Source organism: Aeromonas sp. R4-3, assembly GCF_040908275.1.
GTDB lineage: Bacteria > Pseudomonadota > Gammaproteobacteria > Enterobacterales > Aeromonadaceae > Aeromonas > Aeromonas rivipollensis.
Window position 1 is genome coordinate 22,648 of record NZ_JBFODK010000029.1, and the last position, 19,882, is coordinate 42,529.

The 19,882-nt window shown below is 62.4% G+C and carries 20 protein-coding genes; 12 read left to right on the forward strand and 8 right to left on the reverse strand.

What is annotated here, in order from left to right:
* The first annotated feature begins 88 nt into the window (after positions 1 to 88).
* The 6 genes from AB5Y91_RS08815 to AB5Y91_RS08840 all read left to right on the forward strand — a co-directional run bounded on the left by AB5Y91_RS08815 (position 89) and on the right by AB5Y91_RS08840 (position 4,771).
* Positions 89 to 1,282 carry a methyltransferase gene (locus tag AB5Y91_RS08815; protein ID WP_368169575.1) on the forward strand — a complete coding sequence of 398 codons (1,194 nt, stop codon included), beginning with the start codon at positions 89 to 91 and terminating at the stop codon, positions 1,280 to 1,282.
* A 164-nt stretch (positions 1,283 to 1,446) separates the two neighbouring features.
* On the forward strand, positions 1,447 to 2,892 hold the full coding sequence (locus AB5Y91_RS08820; protein ID WP_139743840.1) for a chitinase: 1,446 nt from the start codon (positions 1,447 to 1,449) through the stop codon (positions 2,890 to 2,892).
* 173 nt (positions 2,893 to 3,065) lie between these two features.
* On the forward strand, positions 3,066 to 3,431 hold the full coding sequence (locus AB5Y91_RS08825) for a VOC family protein (RefSeq protein WP_368169576.1): 366 nt from the start codon (positions 3,066 to 3,068) through the stop codon (positions 3,429 to 3,431).
* Positions 3,432 to 3,649: 218 nt separating this feature from the next.
* A complete protein-coding gene (locus AB5Y91_RS08830) occupies positions 3,650 to 4,048 on the forward strand; it encodes a GFA family protein (protein WP_368169577.1) in 399 nt (132 codons plus the stop codon).
* 47 nt (positions 4,049 to 4,095) lie between these two features.
* Complete coding sequence (locus tag AB5Y91_RS08835) at positions 4,096 to 4,323, forward strand: DUF4287 domain-containing protein (protein WP_106886712.1); 228 nt, start codon at positions 4,096 to 4,098, stop codon at positions 4,321 to 4,323.
* Between the two features lie 37 nt (positions 4,324 to 4,360).
* Complete coding sequence (locus tag AB5Y91_RS08840) at positions 4,361 to 4,771, forward strand: SRPBCC family protein (protein ID WP_106886713.1); 411 nt, start codon at positions 4,361 to 4,363, stop codon at positions 4,769 to 4,771.
* A 40-nt stretch (positions 4,772 to 4,811) separates the two neighbouring features.
* Here the strand turns inward: AB5Y91_RS08840 and smrB are convergent, their stop codons facing one another.
* The gene (gene smrB / locus AB5Y91_RS08845) at positions 4,812 to 5,336 is read right to left on the reverse strand and encodes an endonuclease SmrB (protein WP_025327061.1); all 525 of its coding nucleotides are present in this window, start codon (positions 5,334 to 5,336) and stop codon (positions 4,812 to 4,814) included.
* A 65-nt stretch (positions 5,337 to 5,401) separates the two neighbouring features.
* On the opposite strand from smrB, the gene prmB reads away from it, so the two are divergent.
* Together prmB and aroC are read left to right on the forward strand one after the other, a co-directional pair.
* Complete coding sequence (gene prmB, locus AB5Y91_RS08850; RefSeq protein WP_106887942.1) at positions 5,402 to 6,337, forward strand: 50S ribosomal protein L3 N(5)-glutamine methyltransferase; 936 nt, start codon at positions 5,402 to 5,404, stop codon at positions 6,335 to 6,337.
* A gap of 16 nt (positions 6,338 to 6,353) precedes the next feature.
* Positions 6,354 to 7,442: a chorismate synthase gene (aroC, locus tag AB5Y91_RS08855; RefSeq protein WP_111910664.1), complete on the forward strand. Its 1,089-nt coding sequence runs from the start codon at positions 6,354 to 6,356 to the stop codon at positions 7,440 to 7,442.
* An 86-nt stretch (positions 7,443 to 7,528) separates the two neighbouring features.
* Here aroC and AB5Y91_RS08860 read toward each other — a convergent pair whose 3' ends face one another.
* A complete protein-coding gene (locus tag AB5Y91_RS08860) occupies positions 7,529 to 8,305 on the reverse strand; it encodes a substrate-binding periplasmic protein (RefSeq protein WP_368169738.1) in 777 nt (258 codons plus the stop codon).
* 349 nt (positions 8,306 to 8,654) lie between these two features.
* Here AB5Y91_RS08860 and AB5Y91_RS08865 point away from each other — a divergent pair, with 349 nt between their 5' ends.
* Entirely contained in the window at positions 8,655 to 10,043 is a 1,389-nt protein-coding gene (locus AB5Y91_RS08865; protein ID WP_106886715.1) for a DEAD/DEAH box helicase, read from the forward strand.
* Between the two features lie 94 nt (positions 10,044 to 10,137).
* On the opposite strand, the gene AB5Y91_RS08870 is transcribed toward AB5Y91_RS08865, so the two are convergent.
* The 5 genes from AB5Y91_RS08870 to cra all read right to left on the reverse strand — a co-directional run bounded on the left by AB5Y91_RS08870 (position 10,138) and on the right by cra (position 15,382).
* A complete protein-coding gene (locus AB5Y91_RS08870; protein ID WP_106886716.1) occupies positions 10,138 to 10,524 on the reverse strand; it encodes an MAPEG family protein in 387 nt (128 codons plus the stop codon).
* 1,038 nt (positions 10,525 to 11,562) lie between these two features.
* Entirely contained in the window at positions 11,563 to 12,246 is a 684-nt protein-coding gene (locus AB5Y91_RS08875; RefSeq protein WP_368169739.1) for an RES family NAD+ phosphorylase, read from the reverse strand.
* An 8-nt stretch (positions 12,247 to 12,254) separates the two neighbouring features.
* Entirely contained in the window at positions 12,255 to 12,659 is a 405-nt protein-coding gene (locus tag AB5Y91_RS08880; protein WP_368169578.1) for an antitoxin Xre-like helix-turn-helix domain-containing protein, read from the reverse strand.
* 228 nt (positions 12,660 to 12,887) lie between these two features.
* On the reverse strand, positions 12,888 to 14,081 hold the full coding sequence (locus AB5Y91_RS08885; protein ID WP_368169579.1) for an aromatic amino acid transport family protein: 1,194 nt from the start codon (positions 14,079 to 14,081) through the stop codon (positions 12,888 to 12,890).
* Positions 14,082 to 14,383: 302 nt separating this feature from the next.
* Complete coding sequence (gene cra, locus AB5Y91_RS08890) at positions 14,384 to 15,382, reverse strand: catabolite repressor/activator (protein WP_368169580.1); 999 nt, start codon at positions 15,380 to 15,382, stop codon at positions 14,384 to 14,386.
* 306 nt (positions 15,383 to 15,688) lie between these two features.
* On the opposite strand from cra, the gene fruB reads away from it, so the two are divergent.
* The 3 genes from fruB to fruA are packed head-to-tail and all read left to right on the forward strand — an operon-like array spanning position 15,689 to position 19,511.
* On the forward strand, positions 15,689 to 16,792 hold the full coding sequence (gene fruB / locus AB5Y91_RS08895; RefSeq protein WP_368169581.1) for a fused PTS fructose transporter subunit IIA/HPr protein: 1,104 nt from the start codon (positions 15,689 to 15,691) through the stop codon (positions 16,790 to 16,792).
* The gene (gene pfkB, locus AB5Y91_RS08900; protein ID WP_368169582.1) at positions 16,789 to 17,778 is read left to right on the forward strand and encodes a 1-phosphofructokinase; all 990 of its coding nucleotides are present in this window, start codon (positions 16,789 to 16,791) and stop codon (positions 17,776 to 17,778) included. Before fruB ends, pfkB begins: the two co-directional genes overlap by 4 nt.
* Positions 17,775 to 19,511, forward strand: a complete 1,737-nt coding sequence (gene fruA / locus AB5Y91_RS08905) for a PTS fructose transporter subunit IIBC (protein ID WP_368169583.1) — start codon at positions 17,775 to 17,777, stop codon at positions 19,509 to 19,511. The genes pfkB and fruA overlap by 4 nt, the downstream gene beginning before the upstream one ends.
* Positions 19,512 to 19,591: 80 nt before the next feature.
* Here fruA and AB5Y91_RS08910 read toward each other — a convergent pair whose 3' ends face one another.
* The gene (locus AB5Y91_RS08910; RefSeq protein WP_368169584.1) at positions 19,592 to 19,843 is read right to left on the reverse strand and encodes a DUF1289 domain-containing protein; all 252 of its coding nucleotides are present in this window, start codon (positions 19,841 to 19,843) and stop codon (positions 19,592 to 19,594) included.
* Positions 19,844 to 19,882 lie beyond the last annotated feature (39 nt).

The window sequence follows — 19,882 nt, forward strand, 5'->3', positions numbered from 1 at the left end:
AGGGGTGGGGGCAGGCGCGCTGGCGAGTGCTTTTTGATGGCAGATCGCTAGAATGAGCCTCCCTTTTGGATAGCAGGACAAGCCCACCGTGCTGGCTCACCGTTTTCGACAACTGGATCGCTTGCTGACCGACGAGAGGCGCTGGTGGCAATACCAGCCCTATCATCATCTGAGCCTGGCCTTCGCCGCCGAGGCCCCTGAGCTTGCGGCCTGCCTGAACGGCCTCAGTCTTGACGAGATAGCGCACCTCGACGGCGACATGGGAGCGCTGTGCACCCTGCTTGCCCCCTGGATCCCGGCAGGGGCCGAGCTCCATGCCCTGAGCGAGCTCGACGCCTTTGTCCCCGAACCCATTCACTGCGCCAGGGCCATGGCGATGTACATGCCGGGACGCAAGCAGGCGCAGATAGAAGCCTTCACCGGTTGCCTGCCCGCCCATCAGGGCCCCTATCTGGAGTGGTGCGCCGGCAAGGGCCACCTGGGGCGCCTGGTCTCCCTGCACAGGGGGGCCGAGATCCTGAGTCTCGAATTGCAGCGCACGCTCTGCGAGGAGGGGCGGCAGCTCGCGGCGCGGGATGGTGCCCATATGCAGTTTGTGGAGGCCGACGCCTTCGCCGCCGAGTCGGGGGCGCTCATCGCCCCGCACCATCACGCCATGGCGCTCCATGCCTGTGGCGAGCTGCATACCCATCTGCTGGAGCAGGTGGCCGAGCGCGGCGCCCGGGGCGTGACCCTCTCCCCCTGTTGCTATCACCTGATCCGCACCTCTCATTACCGCCCCCTGTCACAGGCCGCCAAGGCCAGCGCCCTGCACCTTGGCAAGAGTGACTTGAAGCTGCCGCTGCAGGAGACGGTGACCGGCGGTGCCCGCATCTCCCGCCTGCGCGAGCAGGAGGTGATCTGGCGTCTCGCCTTCGATTGCCTGCAGCGTGAGGTGCGCGGGGTGGATGAGTACCTGCCGGTGCCCAACCTGCAAAAGAGCCTGCTGGCGGGCAGTTTCGAGGCTTTCTGTGACTGGGCCGCCGAGCGCAAGGGGATGGTGCTGCCCGGGGGGATAGACCATGGCGATTTCCTCGCCAGGGGGGAGCGGCGCTTTGGGGACGTCGCCCGCATGGAGCTGGTGCGTCATCTGTTTCGCCGTCCGCTGGAGATCTGGCTCGCCCTGGATCGCGCCTTATTCCTCGAGGAGCGGGGCTATGAGGTAGAGCTGGGGGCGTTTTGCGACAAGCCCATGACCCCTCGCAATCTGCTGATCCGGGCGGTGCGCGTTCAGGTTGCATAAAAAGCGGGCGAGCAGGGGCCAACATGAGGCTGTGGCGAGGTTTCATCTGAGTGCAGAGTGAAATGGCTCACAAAATCGCCAAACTCTTAATTCTTGTCGTGAATTTAGTTATGGGGGCGCCTATGCTCGCCCTGAACTTCACATTGAGACAAGGATTGTTATCTATGTTCACACTCAAGCGCACCGCCTGGCTGGTTGCGGGGCTCTGCGCCTCGCCAACTTATGCGGCCATGAATATTCAGCCCGACCCACAAAATAGCGGTGGCTATGTGATTGCCGCCTCCGATATAACGGCCGTTGAAAAGGCCAAGACGGCCAATCCCATGTACGGCATCTGGTCAAAGGCATTGGCCACCCGGCCCAACACCCTGGTGGAGGCGATTGTGCCGAGGGGAGCCGACAACCCGGACAACGTCAAACGGGTCGAGCGGGTCTTTACCGAGTCGGACTGGGATTTTTTGACCCAGATGGCGGCGCCTGAATATACCTATGAGCGCTTCCTGCGGGCGGTCGGCAAGTTCCCCGCCTTCTGCGGCGACTACACGGACGGGCGCAATGCGGACGCCATCTGCAAAAAATCCATCGTCACCGCCTTCGCCCACTTCGCCCAGGAGACCGGCGGCCATATCGGCAAGGACAATGTGTCCGACAACCCGCTGGGGCTCGAGGAGTGGCAGCAGGCGCTGGTGCATGTGCGCGAGATGGGCTGGGCCGAGGGGCAACTCGGCTATACCACCGGCTGTGGCCAGAATGACTGGCAGAACAGGAAATGGCCCTGCAGCACGGGGCAGGGCTACTTTGGCCGTGGCGCTAAACAGCTCTCCTACCACTTCAACTACGGCGCCTTCTCCGAGGCGATGTTTGACGGCAACGCCTCTGTGCTGCTGAACAACCCCGGCCTGGTGGCCGACTCCTGGCTCAACCTCGCCTCCGCCATCTGGTTCTTCCTGACGCCGCAAGCCCCCAAACCCGCCATGTTGCATGTCATCGACAGAACCTGGGTGCCCTCCCAGCGCGAGATCGCGGCGGGCATCGGCTATGGCTTTGGCACCACCATCAATGTCATCAACGGCGGCATAGAGTGTGGCGAGCAGAACAAAAACAAGGGGCAGCCGGTCAACCGTATCCGTTACTGGGAAGGGCTGGCCGCCCACTACGGGATCCCGCTGCTCCCGGACGAGAAGAACACCTGCTGGCAGCAGACCCCCTATGGCAGCCTCAACCTGAACGGCGCCACCGACGTGCTTTACACCAACTGGGACGGCAACTGGAAATATTATGCCGACAGGCCAGGTGGCTACTCGTTCGAGTGCGAGCTGGTGGGATTCCAGACCGCCTATTCGGCCCTGGTGCCGGGGGATTACGAGAAGTGCGTGACCAACTTCTACGGCTCCCACGCCAACTGGCCCAAGGTGCGGGTGGTGGCCAAGCTCGATCCCGCGCCCGTTGACCCGACCGACCCGCCCGTGGGAGATGTGCCCGCCTGGGTGGCCAGCAAGGTCTACACCGCAGGCAATAAAGTCAGCCACAAGGGCGTGGTGTATCAGGCGAAGTGGTGGACCCAGGGCAACGAGCCGGGCAAGGGAGATCCCTGGGCGCCGGTGAACTGAGCCCGGCAGGGCGCGTCATCAGTCATGATGGGGAAGGGGGGGATGGGCCTCTCTTCCCCTCTTTCATGGGGAGCCGGCGCAAGGGGGCCTCTGATCGGCCCGGCGGGCACTTGCCTGCGGTCCTTACCCAGTCGAGAGTGTTCGAGATCTCATCCCACACAGAGGAGTGACACATGAATATCGCCATCCATTTTGAAATTCCGGTGCAGGATCTGACGCGAGCCATCCGCTTCTATGAAGCGCTCTTCGAGATAACCCTCGAGCGGGCGCAGATAGATGACAACGAGATGGCGCTGTTCCCGCTCCTTGACGGCATGGCGGGCTGCTCCGGCGCCCTGGCAAAGGGGGAGAGCTATGTGCCGAGCCAGGACGGCACCCGGGTCTATCTGAAGGTCGCGGACATAGAGCGGGCCATGGCCCGGGCGCTGACAGCGGGAGGCGAGTGTCTCTATCCCATCACCCGGGTGAGCGAGCACATCCGGGTGGCCGAGATCTGGGATTGCGAAGGCAATCGCATCGCCCTGCAGGAGGGGCCCTGAGTGTTATTCATTCGGTGCATGGGGGTTGCTGGGTCATTCATTTAATGAATAAAGGCGGCGAATGTCCCCTTTTGGGGGGAGGCCAGGGTCGTCGGCCCCGCGGTGGGGTCCCGGGATGGTCAGTTGCCGCCGCCCGGATCCCGTGCTACTTCATCTGGTGCGGCAAGGAGTCAAGATCCACTTAGCCCCGTCTGCCGCTCAGCACTCAAGGAGGCATCATGGAAGGTCATTGTCTGTGTGGCGGGATCACCGTTTCAAGCGGCGATCACAAGGAGGTCAACCTGTGTCACTGCGCCATGTGCCGGCGCTGGTCCGGCGGGCCCATGTTCGCGGTGCATGGCGGCAAGGGGGTCAGTTTCAAGGGGCTCAGCCCTGTGGCCTACCGCTCGTCCGAGTGGGCGGAGCGCGGCTTCTGTCCCACCTGCGGCACCCACCTTTTCTACCATCTGTTGCCGACGGACGAGTACATCCTCTGTGCCGGGCTGTTTCAGGAACAGGCGTTCGAGCTCACCGGGCAGATCTTTATCGACGAGAAACCGGACTTCTACGAGCTTAAAAACGACACCCCGACCCTGACCGGGCAGCAGGTGTTCGAGCAGTTCGCCCCCAAATCCTGAGCCCGTCGCTGCGCCAGCAGTGTCGGCAAAACCCCAAGGAGACTGTCATGGATGAGCAACAGAAGGTGAGGGGGCCTGCCTCCTATTTTCCCTCCATCGAGAAAACCTATGGGCAGCCGATTGCCCACTGGCTGGCCCTGCTGGCGGGCCGGGAGGAGCGCAAGCACATGGCGCTGGTGGCCTGGCTCAAGGCCGAGCACGGCCTGGGCCACGGTCATGCCAATGCCCTGGTGGCCCACTTTTTGGCGCAGCCCGATGCGCCTGGCGTGGCATAAAAATGCCGCAACGCAGGAAAGGCAGAGGAGAAGAGGGATGAAGATAAGCGTCAGCGTCCGGGTCGAGCGGCCACTCGCTCTGGTATGGGAGGGGTGGAACACTCCCGCCAGCATCATGGCATGGAATGCCGCCTCCCCCGAGTGGCACTGCCCCGGCAGTCGGGTGGATCTGCGGGTCGGCGGGCTTTTTTGTCACCGTATGGCCGCCCGGGATGGCAGCATGGGGTTTGATTTCGAGGGCACCTTCACCGAGGTGGTGCCCCTAACCTCCCTGGGTTATGTCATGGACGACGGCCGCGCCGTCAGGGTGACATTCGTGGAGGAGCAGGGAGGCACCCGGGTGCACGAGGAGTTCGACGCCGAATCCGAACACAGCGGCGAGCAGCAGCGTGCCGGCTGGCAGAGCATACTCGACAACTTCAAACGCTATATGGAAAGCGCGTCCTGAGACGCGCTTTTCGATCAAGCTTCTCCTGCCCGGCGCCGGGCTACTCCTCGATATCCAGCAGCACCAGGATGGCGCTCTCGCCCCCCCATTCCCGGGGGGCCTGATGGAAGGCGCGCACATTGGGGTGCTGGGCCAGCCAGCTCGGAATGCGCTGCTTGAGCACATGTTTGCCGATGCCGTGCATCACGGAGGCGACGTGAATGTTCTCTTTTTGGCACAGGGTGAGCAGGGCGGCCAGCTCCTGCTTGGCCTGGAGCTGACTCATGCCATGAAGATCCAGATAAATCTCCGGCGGATAGAGGCCGCGCTTGAGCTTTTTCAGCTCGAATTTTGACACGTCTTCACGCACAAATCGGGTCGGGCCCTCTTCGTCCAGATGAGGCTGGTACTCGTCGCTGAAAAAGTGGTCAACCCCAAGCTTTTCGCGGCTTTCGCGCAGTTCGCGTTTCTGCTTGACCGGGCTTGAGGAGGCCCTTATGGTATCTTGCTTAATTTTCCGGGTACCTTTGACAGCATCACGAAACAGCAGGCTTTCCTCGTCTGTGGGTGAGGGCGATTTTTTCATCAGGTACTCGTCTTGCTCGCTGTATAGAATTCTCGGGCCGGATATTACTCGACTTGGAGGTGGATTTGGACAAGATATTTATCGACGAGGTGGTTGCCGAGATGCACACCATCCAGGACATGTTGCGCTGGGCCATGAGTCGTTTCAACGACGCCGGGATCTTCTACGGACATGGTACCGACAACGCCTGGGATGAGGCCGTGCAACTGGTGCTGCCCGCGTTACATCTGCCGCCGGACGTGGATCCCGGCATGCGCCACTCCCGCCTGACCACCAGCGAGCGTCACCGCATCGCCGAGCTGATCATCCGCCGGGTGCAGGAGCGGGTGCCTGCCGCCTATCTGACCAACAAGGCCTGGTATGCGGGTTGGGAGTTCTACGTGGACGAGCGGGTGCTGATCCCGCGCTCCCCCATCGCCGAGATGGTGGCCAACCGCTTCGCCCCCTTCCTCAAACATGAGCCGACCCGGATCATGGATCTCTGCACCGGCTCGGGTTGCATCGCCATCATCATGGCCCACGAGTTCCCCCATGCGGAAGTGGATGCCATCGACATCAGCGTCGATGCCCTCAACGTGGCCGAGCGCAACATCAACGACCATGGCCTCGAGCAGCAGGTCATCCCGATCCGCTCCGATCTGATGCGTGACCTGCCCGCCGGCGACAAGTACGATCTCATCGTCTCCAACCCGCCCTATGTGGACTCCGAGGACATGTCGGACTTGCCTGAGGAGTTTCGTCACGAGCCGGAGCTGGCGCTGGCATCGGGCTCCGACGGCCTCAAGCTCACCAAGCGCATCCTGGCCAATGCAGCGGACTTCCTCAAGGATGACGGCGTGCTGGTGGTCGAGGTGGGCAACAGCATGATCCACCTGGAAGCCCAATTCCCCGAGGTGCCCTTTACCTGGGTCGAGTTCGAGAACGGTGGTCACGGTGTCTTCGTGATGACCCGCGCCGAGCTGGTGCAGTACCAGGCCCATTTCGCGATTTACAAGAGCTAAGCAGCAAGGAGCACCCATGGCAGGGAACAGTTTTGGCCAACTCTTTCGGGTCACCACCTTTGGCGAGAGCCACGGCCTCGCGCTCGGCGCCGTGGTCGACGGCTGCCCCCCGGGGCTGGAGATAAGCGAAGCGGATCTGCAAATCGATCTGGACAGGCGCAAGCCCGGCACCTCCCGCTACACCACCCAGCGCCGCGAAGCGGACGAGGTGAAGATCCTGGCCGGGGTGTTCGAGGGACGCACCACGGGCACCTCCATCGGGCTCTTGATCGAGAACACCGATCAGCGCTCCAAGGACTACTCCGAGATCAAGGATCTGTTCCGTCCGGGCCACGCCGACTACACCTATCACCAGAAGTACGGTCAGCGTGACTACCGCGGCGGTGGCCGCTCCTCGGCGCGCGAGACCGCCATGCGGGTGGCGGCGGGGGCCATCGCCAAGAAGTACCTCAAGCAGATGCACGGCATCGAGATAGTGGGCTTTCTCTCCCAGCTCGGCCCCATCAAGGCCGAGGCCTTCGACGCGGCGCAGATCGAGCAGAACCCCTTCTTCTTCCCCGATGCGGGCAAGCTGGAGGCTCTCGACGAGTACATGCGGGCCCTCAAGAAAGAGGGCAACAGCATAGGCGCCAAGGTGGCTGTCATTGCGCGCAACGTGCCTGTGGGTCTGGGTGAGCCGGTGTTCGACCGGCTCGACGCCGACATCGCTCACGCCATGATGGGCATCAATGCGGTGAAAGGGGTCGAGATAGGTGACGGTTTCGCCGTGGTAGAGCAAAAAGGCTCGGAGCATCGCGACGAGATGACCCCGGCAGGCTTTGCCAGCAACCATGCGGGCGGCATCCTCGGCGGCATCTCCTCCGGCCAGGACATAGTGGTGAGCATGGCGCTCAAGCCCACCTCCAGCATCACTGTGCCGGGCAAGACCATCAACACCAGCGGCGAGGCCACCGAGATGATCACCAAGGGGCGCCACGATCCTTGTGTCGGCATCCGTGCCGTGCCCATCGCCGAGGCCATGCTGGCCCTGGTGCTGATGGATCACCTGCTGCGCCATCGTGCCCAGAACCAGGGCGTGCATACCCAGACCCCGCTGCTGCGCTGATCTGCAAGCAGCGCTGTCAGCTGATCACCATGAACGGCAAAAGGCGACCCCAGGGTCGCCTTTCTCGTTTGTGCTGTGTCGTCAGGTCAGCCCTGAGTGCCTTCCTCCCGGGGCTGGCTGCCATCGAGGCGGCACACCGGCGGGGCAAACGCCGCGTCCGGCGCCGGGAGGTCGGCGATGGCGGCATCGATGCGGGCGAGCGCTGCGTCGCTCACCGCCTGGCTGGCGAACATCAGGCTGACCGGCTGCTGGTGCAACAGCACCTGACACAGGGTGAACTCCTCTGCCCCCAGCTGGGCCAGCCGATGGCGGGCATATTGCCACTCTATGATGACCCCATCGAGTCGCCGCGCCAGCAGGAGGGCGATCAGCCTGTCATCCGAGTTGTATTCGCTCGCCTGCCGGAGGGAGGGGCAGGCGTCGCTCAGGGGAAGGGGACGGGTGCCTCGCAGCTTGCCAAGGCGCAGCCCCGTCTGCTGGCACAGATCTGCGAGACGGGTGATCCCCTGCCAGCGATCTGGGTTCCCGGGGGCCGCCTTGTGGCTGAGCAGCACGAAGCTGGCACGTCTGTAGGGGGCCGAGAAGCGGGCGAAGCGCTCTCGCTCCGGGGTCTTCAGGGCCCCCATGGCGACATCCAGCTGCTGTCGCGCCATCAGGTGCAGGGCCCGGGCCCAGGGGAGGTTGCGAAACTCGGGCTCAAGATTGGCGCCACTCAGGATCTGGCGGGTCAGGGTCACGTCCAGCCCGCCGAGCTCGCCATCGGCCTCGATCTCGCTAAAGGGGGGCCAGTGGCTCCAGGCCACCGACAGTGTCTCCCTGGCGCCAAGGGGCAGGCTCGGTGCGAACAGCAGGCCCAGGCTCAATGCGCAGTGAATAGCGGTCTGGATATGTTTCCTGATCAAGCAGAACCTCCCTGTTCTGTGTCGTGAGTGTATGAATACGCACCCCAGGATGGGACTAGCCCTGGCGAGCGTCATCATCGCCATTCTGCCCCGCCATAGCGGGCTTTTCCACCCGGGCTGGGAGGCATATCACATTTTTCTCGTCTAAGTGCGCCAACTCCGTTAGACTGCGCCTCTATTCTTTCCCCTTTGCTCTGCTCCCCGGGGAAATCGTTGTTTTCTCTATAGGCCCAGATCCTGTGAGATGGCATCGGCTCAGCAGAGGAGCCCCACCACAGATCCCCGGCGCCCCTATCCCTAGCAGGTAATTATGAGTTTTACTTCCCTCGGTCTGGCCGAACCCTTGTTGCGTGCCGTTGCCGAGCAAGGCTACGACACCCCGTCTCCCATCCAGCAACAAGCGATCCCGGCCGTCCTGGCTGGCCGTGACCTGATGGCCGCCGCCCAGACCGGGACCGGCAAGACCGCAGGCTTTACCCTGCCGATGCTGCAGCGCCTCACCGAGAGCAAGCGCAAAGTATCCCCGAACCGCATTCGTGCCCTGGTGCTGACTCCGACCCGCGAGCTGGCTGCCCAGGTGGGCGAGAGCGTGCGCAACTACGGCAAGCACCTGCCGATCCGCAGCCACGTCGTCTTCGGCGGCGTCAGCATCAACCCGCAGATGATGGCAACCCGCCGTGGTCTGGACGTGCTGGTGGCCTGCCCGGGCCGCCTGATGGATCTCTACAACCAGAACGCCGTCAAGTTCGACGAAGTCGAGATCCTGGTACTGGACGAAGCGGACCGCATGCTCGACATGGGCTTCATCCGTGACATCCGCAAGATCCTGGCCCTGATGCCGAAGAAGCGCCAGAACCTGCTCTTCTCCGCCACCTTCGCCGACGAGATCCGCGAGCTGGCCACCGGCCTGCTGGACAACCCGGCGGTGATCGAAGTGGCCCCGCGCAACAGCACCGCCGAGCGTATCGAGCAGCTGGTGCACCCCTGTGACAAGGCCAACAAGATCGCGCTCTTGAGCCACCTGGTCACCAGCAACGACTGGCAGCAGGTACTGGTGTTCACCCGTACCAAGCACATGGCCAACCGTGTTGCCGAGACCCTCGACAAGAACGGCGTCAGCGCCGCCGCCATCCACGGCAACAAGAGCCAGGGTGCCCGTACCCGTGCCCTGGCCGGTTTCAAGGAAGGCAGTGTCAAGGTGCTGGTGGCGACCGACATCGCCGCCCGTGGTCTGGACATCGACAAGTTGCCGCAAGTGGTCAACTTCGAGCTGCCCAACGTGGCGGAAGACTACGTGCACCGTATCGGTCGTACCGGCCGTGCCGGCGCCGCTGGTCACGCCATCTCTTTGGTGGCGGCCGATGAAGGCAAGCTCATCAAGGCCATCGAGCGTCTGACCAAGCAGAACATCAAGTGCGAGCAGGTGGTCGGTTTTGAAGCCTCCCGCGAGACACTGGACAACATCGCCCGTGGCATAGGCGCGCCCCTTCGCAAAGAGCCGCGCGATCCGAGCGAAGAGCGCCGTGCGCCGCGCCCGCAGGGTCAGCGTCAGGGGGCCGGTCGCTCCGGCAATGCTGGCGGTGCGCGCACCGGTGGCAACGCGGGCAAGCCAAAGCCGCAAGGTGGACAGCGTCCGGCCGAGGGTGCCGCCAAACCGGCCCAGGCCCGTCGTCCCCGCCGCGCCAGCCACAACCAGTAAGCGGCTCGGGAGCCAGGCTCCCCGGCTGTTCGGTTGCTAAAAAAGCCCGCACCATCTGGTGCGGGCTTTTTGTTTGTGGCCAGCAGTGAAATGGTCAGGGGATGAGCGCCGTGGTCAAGATATGAGCCGCGCTCACCAGGATCACGCTGAAGGTCAGCCCCATCCCCACCACCCGATAGCGGAAGTTCTCCGGTGTGCGGCTCATGCCAAAGGCGTGGCAGAGGCGGCCGCACAGCAAGCTGGCTCCCATCAGATGAACAAGCCAGGGGGTCTGGCTGGAGGCTTCGACAAAATAGATGAGCAGCAGGGCCAGGGGAACATACTCGGCAAAGTTGGCGTGCACCCGCATGGCCCGCAGCATGGCGGGATCTTCCCCGTGCCCCAGCGCCACCCCCCGACTATGGCGGGTGCGAATGGTGCGCACGCTGAGCAAGACAAAGAGCAGGGCGAGCAGGGCTGCGTAGATGGGCACTATGGTCATGGTATCTGGCTCTCGAGTGGATGTGTTTGCTTTGATATTGCTTGGCGCCTCAATGGCTTGCCTCTGAGGGTAGCAGCAAGATGTGGCGAATTGGCGAGAAACCCGAAGCATCATTGCCACCCTTGCTGCTGTTGCTGGGGCAGTATCCCCTGGTCATGGGATAAAGGGTGATATAGGTGTGGCCATTGGGTCACTTCTAATAATTGACGACTTCAAGCTAGACAAAAAAGCTATTTAAGAAACCGGTTCTGCACTGGAGGGGGGATGGTAGATATGCACCTGAAGTAGTAGGAAAAGCTATTAGTGATGGGAGAGTTCCAGAATTTATTTTCGAGGCAACAAGCGCTCTCGGAAGTGAGTTATTCACTGGTTTTGCAAATAAATATATAGATAATAATACCGGCAAAGAAAAAAAGTTGTAACAAAATGAAAGATTACATTAAAGTGTGGGTTTATTCATGTTTGTATTGTATTTTTCTATGTTTCTTTTTAGGTGTTGTAGGAACGTTGTTTTTTTATGTTACAAAGGGGCAGGTAATCACATCTTGGGAGGATGTAGAGCGAGCTATAGTATACGGGGTTATTGCTGGAACATCGATTACATTATATCTTTTAGTTACTGACTTTTTAAAAAAGTGATTGTTTAGCTTGTTGGTGGATATATTATTGTCATTGTTATTTATTTTAAATTCGCCAATGGGGTTTTATTAGCTTGTGGATCAGAAGCAGGCATAGTGAAAACACACTTATATCGCTATTTGGAGCTGGGATAATCTGGTGCATCGTGCATCGTGCATCGTGCATCTTGCATCAGAATCCTACCGTTGTCGGACAGCAGCCTCTCACAAGCATAAAGAGCTGGATTGATGAAAGAAGATAACAATTGTATGTACATAACTAGTTATTACTTGGCACCGGACTGGAATTGATACCTTGCTTGGACCAAGTTAGATAATACTGTACCACTATAGCTCCAGGGTTTCATTGCATAATAAAGCCCGCCAATCTGGCGGGCTTTATTATGCCAAGATGGGAGAGTCATTCCCCATAGACCCTTATCTGCAGCACATTGGCGATGGCGCTGCCGTTCCAGTGGTATTCCAGATGCTGGGTCTGGTGAATTTTGGTGATAAGGCGGGGGCGGTAGAGCACATAGCAGTCGTGGCCGCTGTGGCGCACCGAACGATAGTGGATGCCGTCCGCCCCTCCGCGCTTCTGCTCCTGGGCGAAGGCCTGGGAGTGGCCATAGTCGGTGGCGTGATAGAGGGGGGAGGTGAGGTAACCATCCCCGCGGATATCGACGAGCTTGGCGCAAAACTCGGTGTGCAGCACCCGCATCTGCAGCTTCTGGGGCGGTTCCTGGGTGTAGCCGAAGACCCGCTCCTGGTGATAGACGGTCTCTTTCACCGCGGTGTCGAGCAGGGGGACGCAGTAGTAGCCGCCAAAGTCCCCCGTGGTGAAGCGGGCCCCCTCCGGATTGAGGTGGGTGAAGGCGGCCATCACATAGCTGCCACCGGCCAGTCCCACCAGCCAATCCTCTTTCGGTACTCGCGCCAGCTCCCCGGCCTCTTCCCGCAGGCGATCGTTGGTCAGGGCCTCGACGGCCCAGACCGCCTCCAGCTCGTCCGCGTTGGCCACGTCCTCATAGAGGCAGATGGGGGGATAGCGGCTCGGGATGATGCGAAAGGCCTGCTGATCCTGTAGCTCGCTCGATGGCGGCATCGCGGACATCAGGCCATGCCTCCACGCCAGGCGTGCAGGCGGTTGGCCACTTCATAGAGATCGGCGACGCGGCCCCCCTGCATGACATCCATGGCGCTGCGCCCGGCGAAGAAGGGGTGGCTGCTCGGCTTGCGCACCCAGCCGTAGATGCTTTCATCGACGCTGAACAGCACCCGCAGGCTCTTGTGGATGTTGAGGATGTAGCTCATCCGTTCCTGCAGATCGGCGCTGAGACGGATGCCACCGCTCGCCTCCTTGTATTTGTTCAAGGTCGAACGGGAAGAGATGCCGAGCAGGGTCAGCTGTTCATCCGTGCTGCACCGCCATTTGTCCAGAATGCGGAACACCACCGGCAGCGCCTTGCTGGGATCGACGGCAGTGTCCCGGTGGTTGGCTTGTGCTGTGGCGACCATGGCTCCTCCTTATGGGTTGCATCGGGGCGAACCTCAGTGTGAGTTTGCCTTGTCCTCAGTATGGCGACATTGTCCATATATGTACATGCATGTGTCATTTTGTTCACATCGGGATGCGGGTAGAGAGATTGCAAGGTGCGGCCTCCCATCGCTGGGCGGGCAAATGACGAGAGGCCCCGCCAACCGGGTTGGCGGGGCCTCTCGCGAGCCGCAGGGGAAGGTCGCGGCTTAGAGCGCGGGCAGCATGCCTAGGCTGACGCTCACCTGGACGCCAACGATCAGCACCCCCATGGCGCCGGCCAGGCCCAGAGCCAGCACGCCGCCCGGGACACGGTAATGATGCGCCTCGGCCTGCTTGCGGCTCTGCCACACCAGGGCCACCGGCAGCAGCACCGCCAGCACCGCCAGGGCAATGGCGGCGTAACCCAGCGCCATGATGAAGCCTTGCGGGAAGTAAAGGGCAAACAGCAGGGGAGGCACGAAGGTGATCATGCCTGTCTGGCTGCGGCCCTGCCAGTTGTCCTTGCGGCGGGTCACCTTGGCCATGAAGTCAAAGAGCCCCAGGGTCACCCCGAGAAAGGAGGTGGCGAGCGCGAGATCCGCGAACAGGTGCATCGCCTGATTGAAAGCGGGCCAGCTGACCAGGTTGCCGACGCTGGCGAGCAGGCTGTCGAGGGCCCCGCCGGTCTGGATCAGGGTCTGCTGGCCGAGCAGGCCGAGGATGGCTACCTGCCACAGCACATAGAGGATGAGCGGCAGGGCAGAGCCCCACACAAAGACCCTGCGCAGCTGCTTGGGGCAGTCGCCCAGGTAGAGCATGACGCTCGGGATGGAGCCGTGGAAGCCGAACGAGGTGAAGATGACCGGCAGGCCTGCCAGCAGCAAGCCCTGACCGAGCGGCATGGAGAGCAGGTGCTGCCCCTCGGCGCGGGGCAGCAGCAGCGCCAGCACCCCTACCATGATCACCAGTTTGACGGTGAACATCAGGCGGTTGAGGTAATCCACCTGCTTGGTGCCGACGCAGACCATGCCGCCAAACAGCAGGGTGAAGGCCCAGGCCGCCTGCTCCTGGCTGACGGTGGTGCCCGCATCCGCCAGCGCCTGTGCCAACAGGCTGCTGCCGCCGCTGATGTAGGCGGAGGCCAGGGAGTAGAACAGCATCAGTATGCAGAAGGAGGCGATGCGCTTGCCCCAGGGGCCGAGCAGGTGATCCGCCAACTGGTGCAGGTACCACTTGCCGGTATTGAGGCTGGCCTCCACCTGCAGCATGGCGGTGAAGGCCATCAGGGCCCAGAGCCCGACCATCAGCAGCAGGGTGGCGGGGCCGCCCAGCGACGAGGAGGCCAGCGGCAGGGCCAGCATGCCGGCACCTATGGTGGTGCCGGCGATAAGCAGGGTGCAACCCAGGGTTTTGGTGTTCATGGTGTCCATCCAGATAAAGAAACTGCGTATTCAAAAAAGCGTGTCAGTGGCGCTGTTGGCCGGGTGCCTCCGGGGGCGAGACCGGAGGCTAGCAATATCGGAGTGGACGCATCGTTACGAAAACCCTGTGGATTGTAAAATATGGTTGCCACGTTAACGGATCAAAATAGTGGAAACAAGCCTGAAAAGGCGGATTTTGTACTGTGAGGTGGCAGTGAGTGGAAATAAAAGATGACAGCAAGCGGTCTTGACTGGTGGAGAAACGCGCCGGCGTGGCAGGAGGCCGCCGGCGCGTGAGGGGGTCAGCGGCGACGCTTGAGGGTGCGGCTCACATAGTGCAGGCCAGAGTGGTAGTGGCCGTTGATGGCCTCGAAGGCGAGGGCAAGGGCCTGGGCAGCCAGGGCGTCGTGCTGCTGGGGCAGTGAGTTGATGCCAAAGGGGAGGAAGTCCAGCAGCCGATCGTCCCCGAAGGTGGCCATGGCAATCCGGCTCATGTCGGCTTCCTGCTCCAGCAGATAGTCGAGCACCCCCTCCATCAATATGTAGGAGGTGGCGACCAGCGCCTCGGGCAGTTGGCCGAGCCGCTGGTGCAGCTCCTTGATCAGGCGATAGCCCTCGGCGCGGGAGAAGTGGGCTCCCTCGCAGACATGGGGTGTCAGCAGGGCGGCGCTGGCGTGGCTGCTCAACGCCTGCTCGAAACCGGCGCGGCGCTCCTGGCTGATCGTGAGACCCGGCAACGCTGTGATCAGGGTCACGTGGCGAAGGGCGGGGGTGAGCAGGGAGGCGGTGAGATCGCAGCTCGCCTTCTGGTTTTCACTCGCCACTGTGATGAAGTGCTCGGCGGCCAGTGCCCTGTCTATGGCCAGGATCTGCACACCATGGGTCTGCTGCTCCCGATAGAAAGGGTCCGCCGGTGGCAGGCAGCTCGCCACCAGCAGCGCATCCACATGGCGGCTGACCAGCATCCGGGCCAGCTCCTTCTCAGTGTCCGGCTCATCTTCCGAGCAGACGATCAGCAGCTGATAGCCCTGAGCCCGGGCGCCTTGCTCGAGGCGCTTGGCGAGCTTGGCGTAACTGGCGTTCTCAAGGTCCGGCAGGATGAAGCCCAGTGTCCTGGTCTGGCCGCCGCGCAGGGAGGCGGCGCGGCTGTCCGGCTGATAGTTGTGGGCCAGGACTACGGCCATCACCTTGTCACGGGTGGCCTGGCTGATGCGATATTGATCCGCCTTGCCGTTGATCACATAGCTGGCGGTGGTACGCGAGACACCGGCCAGGGCGGCGATTTCATCCAGTTTCATCATATTGGCTCTGTTTGAGTTGCAAGGCCCGCGATGGTTTCAGGTGGGGGCACCGAAAAGTGTGCGCGGGATCATATCATTGAAAAGCACTCTCAGTGGGATCTTGAACAATTGGCTGAAACGATTCAGTCTGAGTGTAAGTGAAACGATTCAGCTTGTCAGTAAGCGATGAATGTTCGACCAGGAAATGCCGTGGCGGCCTACCTGGGGGAAGATTCCCGTCTATTGTCAGCAGGCAAATTACCCGAAATCCAAGTTGAGTTGAGCCGGTGTGCCGCGAGGCGAAGCCGGACCTGATGGAGAATCTCTATGTTGAAGTTGGCGCGACAGCAAATCCTGCTGGGACAATCGGTGACGACCAAGGCGGACGCCATCGCCCTGCTGGCAGGCAAATTGACCGAAGCGGGTCTGGTGGAAGCCGGTTATGTGGACGGCATGCTGGCGCGGGAAGCCCAGCACGCCACCTACCTTGGCAGCGGCATCGCCATTCCTCACGGCACCACGGACACCCGCCATCTGGTCAAGAGCACCGGTGTCATGGTGGCCCAGTTCCCCCAGGGCATCGAGTGGGATGAGGGGCAGACTGCCTATGTGGCCATCGGCATCGCCGCCAAGTCCGACGAGCATCTGGGCATCTTGCGCCAGCTCACCCATGTGCTGGGTGACGATCAGGCCGCCGCGCAATTGAGAGAGGCCACAGATGAAGAGACCATCATCAATATCCTCACCGGCGCGACAGCTGCTAAAGAGGTGCAATACCTGACCCTGGCGGACTTCCCGGCCGACGATCGCGACCAGCTGCTGCTGGGAGCCGCCGCCCGCGCCAAGTCTGCAGGTTGGGGCGATGCCGCCATGGTGACCTCCCTGCTGGCAAGCGAGCCCGCCTATCTGGGGGATGGCGTCTGGCTGGCCCGCACGCCGGCAGCCCAGACCGGCTGGGTCGTGGCGACTCCGAGCAGCGCGCTCAGCGCAGGGGAGCTGCCCGTCAGCGCCCTCTTGCTGCTGTGCGCCGCAGACAGCAGCCATCTGCCCCAGCTGGATAACCTGGCCAAGTTGGCTGCCGCCGGTCAGCTCGAGACGCTCGCGGGCAGCGACGGATTGGCCATGCTGCAATCGGGCCCGGCGAGCGGTCTCTCAGAGACCTTCACCATCATCAACCCCCATGGCCTGCACGCCCGTCCGGGCGCCATGCTGGTCAAGGTGGCCAAGGAGTATGCATCCGACATCCGGGTGGCGAACCTGGATGGCAGCGGCGAAGCCGTCTCCGCCAAGAGCCTGATGAAGGTCATCGGCCTTGGTGTCAAGTGCGGTCACCGTCTCGCCTTCCGTGCCGAAGGGGCGGATGCCGAGGCGGCCCTCAAGGGGATAGGCGAAGCCATTGCCGCCGGTCTGGGCGAGGGGGCACTCTCATGACACTAATGACCATCACCCTCAACCCAGCGCTGGATCTCACCACCCGTCTGGGCACCATGAGCCTGGGGGAGGTGAACCTGGTGAGCGAGGCTTCCTTGCGCGCCGCGGGCAAGGGGATCAACGTCGCCATGGTCCTGAAAGACCTGGGTCGTGACGTGGGCCTGACCGGCTGGCTCGGGGCTGACAACCAGCAGAGCTTCGTCTCCCTGTTTGCCGAACGCTCACTGGCCGATCACTTCGTGCGTGTGGCGGGCAGCACCCGCATCAACGTCAAGATCTCCGAGCAATCGGGTCGGGTCACGGATCTCAATCTGCCGGGGCTTGACGTGCATCAGGCGGAAGTGGCCGCGCTGGAGGCCGAGATAGAGAAACTGGCGCCGCGCGCCGACTGGTTCGTGCTGGCGGGCAGCCTGCCCAAGGGGGTCGAGCCTGGCTACTGCGCCAAGCTCATCAGCCTGCTCAAGGCCAAGGGCAAGCAGGTGATCTTCGATTGCAGCGGCGCGGCCCTGAGCGAGGGCATCAAGGCGGCGCCGACCCTGGTCAAGCCCAATCTGGAAGAACTCAGCCAGTGGGCAGGTCGCCCCATCAAGACCCTGAGCGATCAGGCCGACTGTGCCCGCGCCCTGCAGGCCGCCGGTATCCCCCATGTGGTGATCTCCAATGGCGCCGACGGCCTCATCTGGTTTGGCCCCGATGCCGTCTGGCAGGCCATTCCGCCGCGCATGAATGTCGTCAGCACTGTGGGTGCCGGCGACTCCCTGGTGGCGGGGCTGGCCCATGGCCTCAGCCTTGGCTGGGCGCCGGAGCAGACCCTGCGCCTGGCCACCGCCGTCTCTGCCCTGGCGGTGAGCCAGGTGGCGGTCGGCTTTGACGATATCAAGGTGCTCACCCCCTTACTCGAGCAGGTGCGCGTGCAGCGTCTGGATGACCTGGCACCGGCTCAATCCAATCCCCTTTCGATGACACACTCAGGAGATGCCCAATGAAAGCAATTCTGGTTACGGCTTGCCCGGCGGGCATTGCCACCAGCTTTCTCGCTGCAAAACGGATAGAACAGCAGGCCAAGCTGGCGGGCTGGGAGCTCACCCTAGACGTCGGCTCCAGCGTGCAGCCCCGCCAGGTTCCCTCGAAAGAGCAGATTGCCGCCGCCGACCTGGTGCTGGTAGTCGCTAGTGCCCCTGTGGATCTCGCCGCCTATGACGGCAAGCGCCTCTATCAGGGCAGCATGGATCTGGCGCTGCAGGATCCGGCCGCCCTGCTGGAAGCCGCAGCGAGTGGTGCCAGCCTCTATCGCCATCAGGCCGCGTCCGTGGTTGCCACTGCCGCTCCCAAGGCGACCACAGGTGCCAAGCGCATCGTTGCCGTCACCGCCTGCCCGACCGGCGTGGCCCACACCTTTATGTCGGCGGAAGCGCTGGAGACCATGGCCAAGCAGCTGGGTCACCAGATCCGTGTCGAGACCCAGGGCTCGGTCGGTGCCCAGAATGCCCTGACTGCGGATGAGATAGCCGCCGCCGATCTGGTGTTCCTCGCCACCGACATCGAAGTGGACATGGCCCGCTTTGATGGCAAGCCCGTCTATCGCACCAGCACGGGGGCTGCGCTCAAGAAGACCCGCGCCGAGCTCGACAAGGCGTGGACAGAGGCGAAGACCTATCGCCACAGCGGCGCCGCTGCGGCCAAGAAAGAGGAGAAGGCCGGCCCCTACAAGCACCTGCTGACCGGTGTCTCCTTCATGCTGCCCATGGTGGTGGCCGGTGGCCTCATCATCGCCCTCTCCTTCATCTTCGGCATAGAGGCGTTCAAGGAAGAGGGCACCCTGGCGGCTGCCCTGATGAAGATTGGCGGCGGCTCCGCCTTCGCCCTGATGATCCCGGTACTGGCCGGCTACATCGCCTACTCCATCGCCGACCGTCCGGGTCTCGCCCCCGGCATGATTGGCGGTATGCTGGCCAGCTCCCTCGGCGCCGGTTTCCTCGGTGGCATAGTCGCCGGCTTCCTCGCCGGTTACAGTGCCAAGTACCTGAGTGACAAGGTGCGCCTGCCGGTGACCCTGGAAGCGCTCAAGCCCATCCTCATCATTCCGCTGTTTGCCAGCCTGTTCACCGGCCTGGTGATGATCTACGTGGTGGGCGGCCCGGTGGCCGGCATCATGAATGCCATGACAGAGTTCCTCAACAACATGGGCTCCGCCAACGCCGTGCTGCTGGGTGTCATCATAGGCGCCATGATGTGCTTCGACATGGGTGGCCCGGTCAACAAGGCGGCCTACGCCTTCGGGGTCGGCCTGCTCGCCTCCAAGACCTATGCCCCCATGGCTGCCGTGATGGCCGCCGGCATGGTGCCGGCCCTGGGGATGGGGATAGCCACCTTCCTGGCCAGCAAGAAGTTCATCAAGGCGGAGCAGGAAGCGGGCAAGGCCTCCTTCGTGCTGGGTCTGTGCTTCATCTCCGAGGGGGCCATTCCCTTTGCGGCCAAGGATCCGATGCGGGTCATCCCGGCCTGTATGGTGGGCGGTGCCCTGACAGGTGCGCTCTCCATGCTGTTCGGCTGCGAACTGGTGGCGCCCCACGGCGGTCTGTTCGTGCTCTTCATCCCGAACGCCATCAGCCACGTGATGATGTACATACTGGCGATTGCCGCAGGCTCGCTCCTGACCGGGGTCTCCTACGCCATGCTCAAGCGCGGCGAGGAGCAGGCCAAGCTGGCAACGGCCTGACTGGCATCCCTCCGATGAATGACAAGGCGGCCTGCGGGCCGCCTTTTGTTTTGGTGGGCAGAAGGAGGGCAGGGAAGGGGTCAGAAATCCCAGCCGGGTTGCGATGGCGGCTCGACGAGTTCACCCTCTTTGGCCTTGCGGCGGGCGGCGTCGACCCGGGCCTTGCGATTGCGGCACAGGCGCATCACCTCCTGCTGCTGGGTCGGGGTCATGACCTGCCAGTTGAAGCGCTCTTCCCGGCTGCGCAGGCACCCCTTGCAATATCCCTTGTTGTTCACTTCGCAGACCCCGACGCAGGGGCTTGTCAGGGGGAAGATTTCGAGCTGTTCCATCCACGACCTCTCACATCTTGTCACCTTGTTATAACCCAG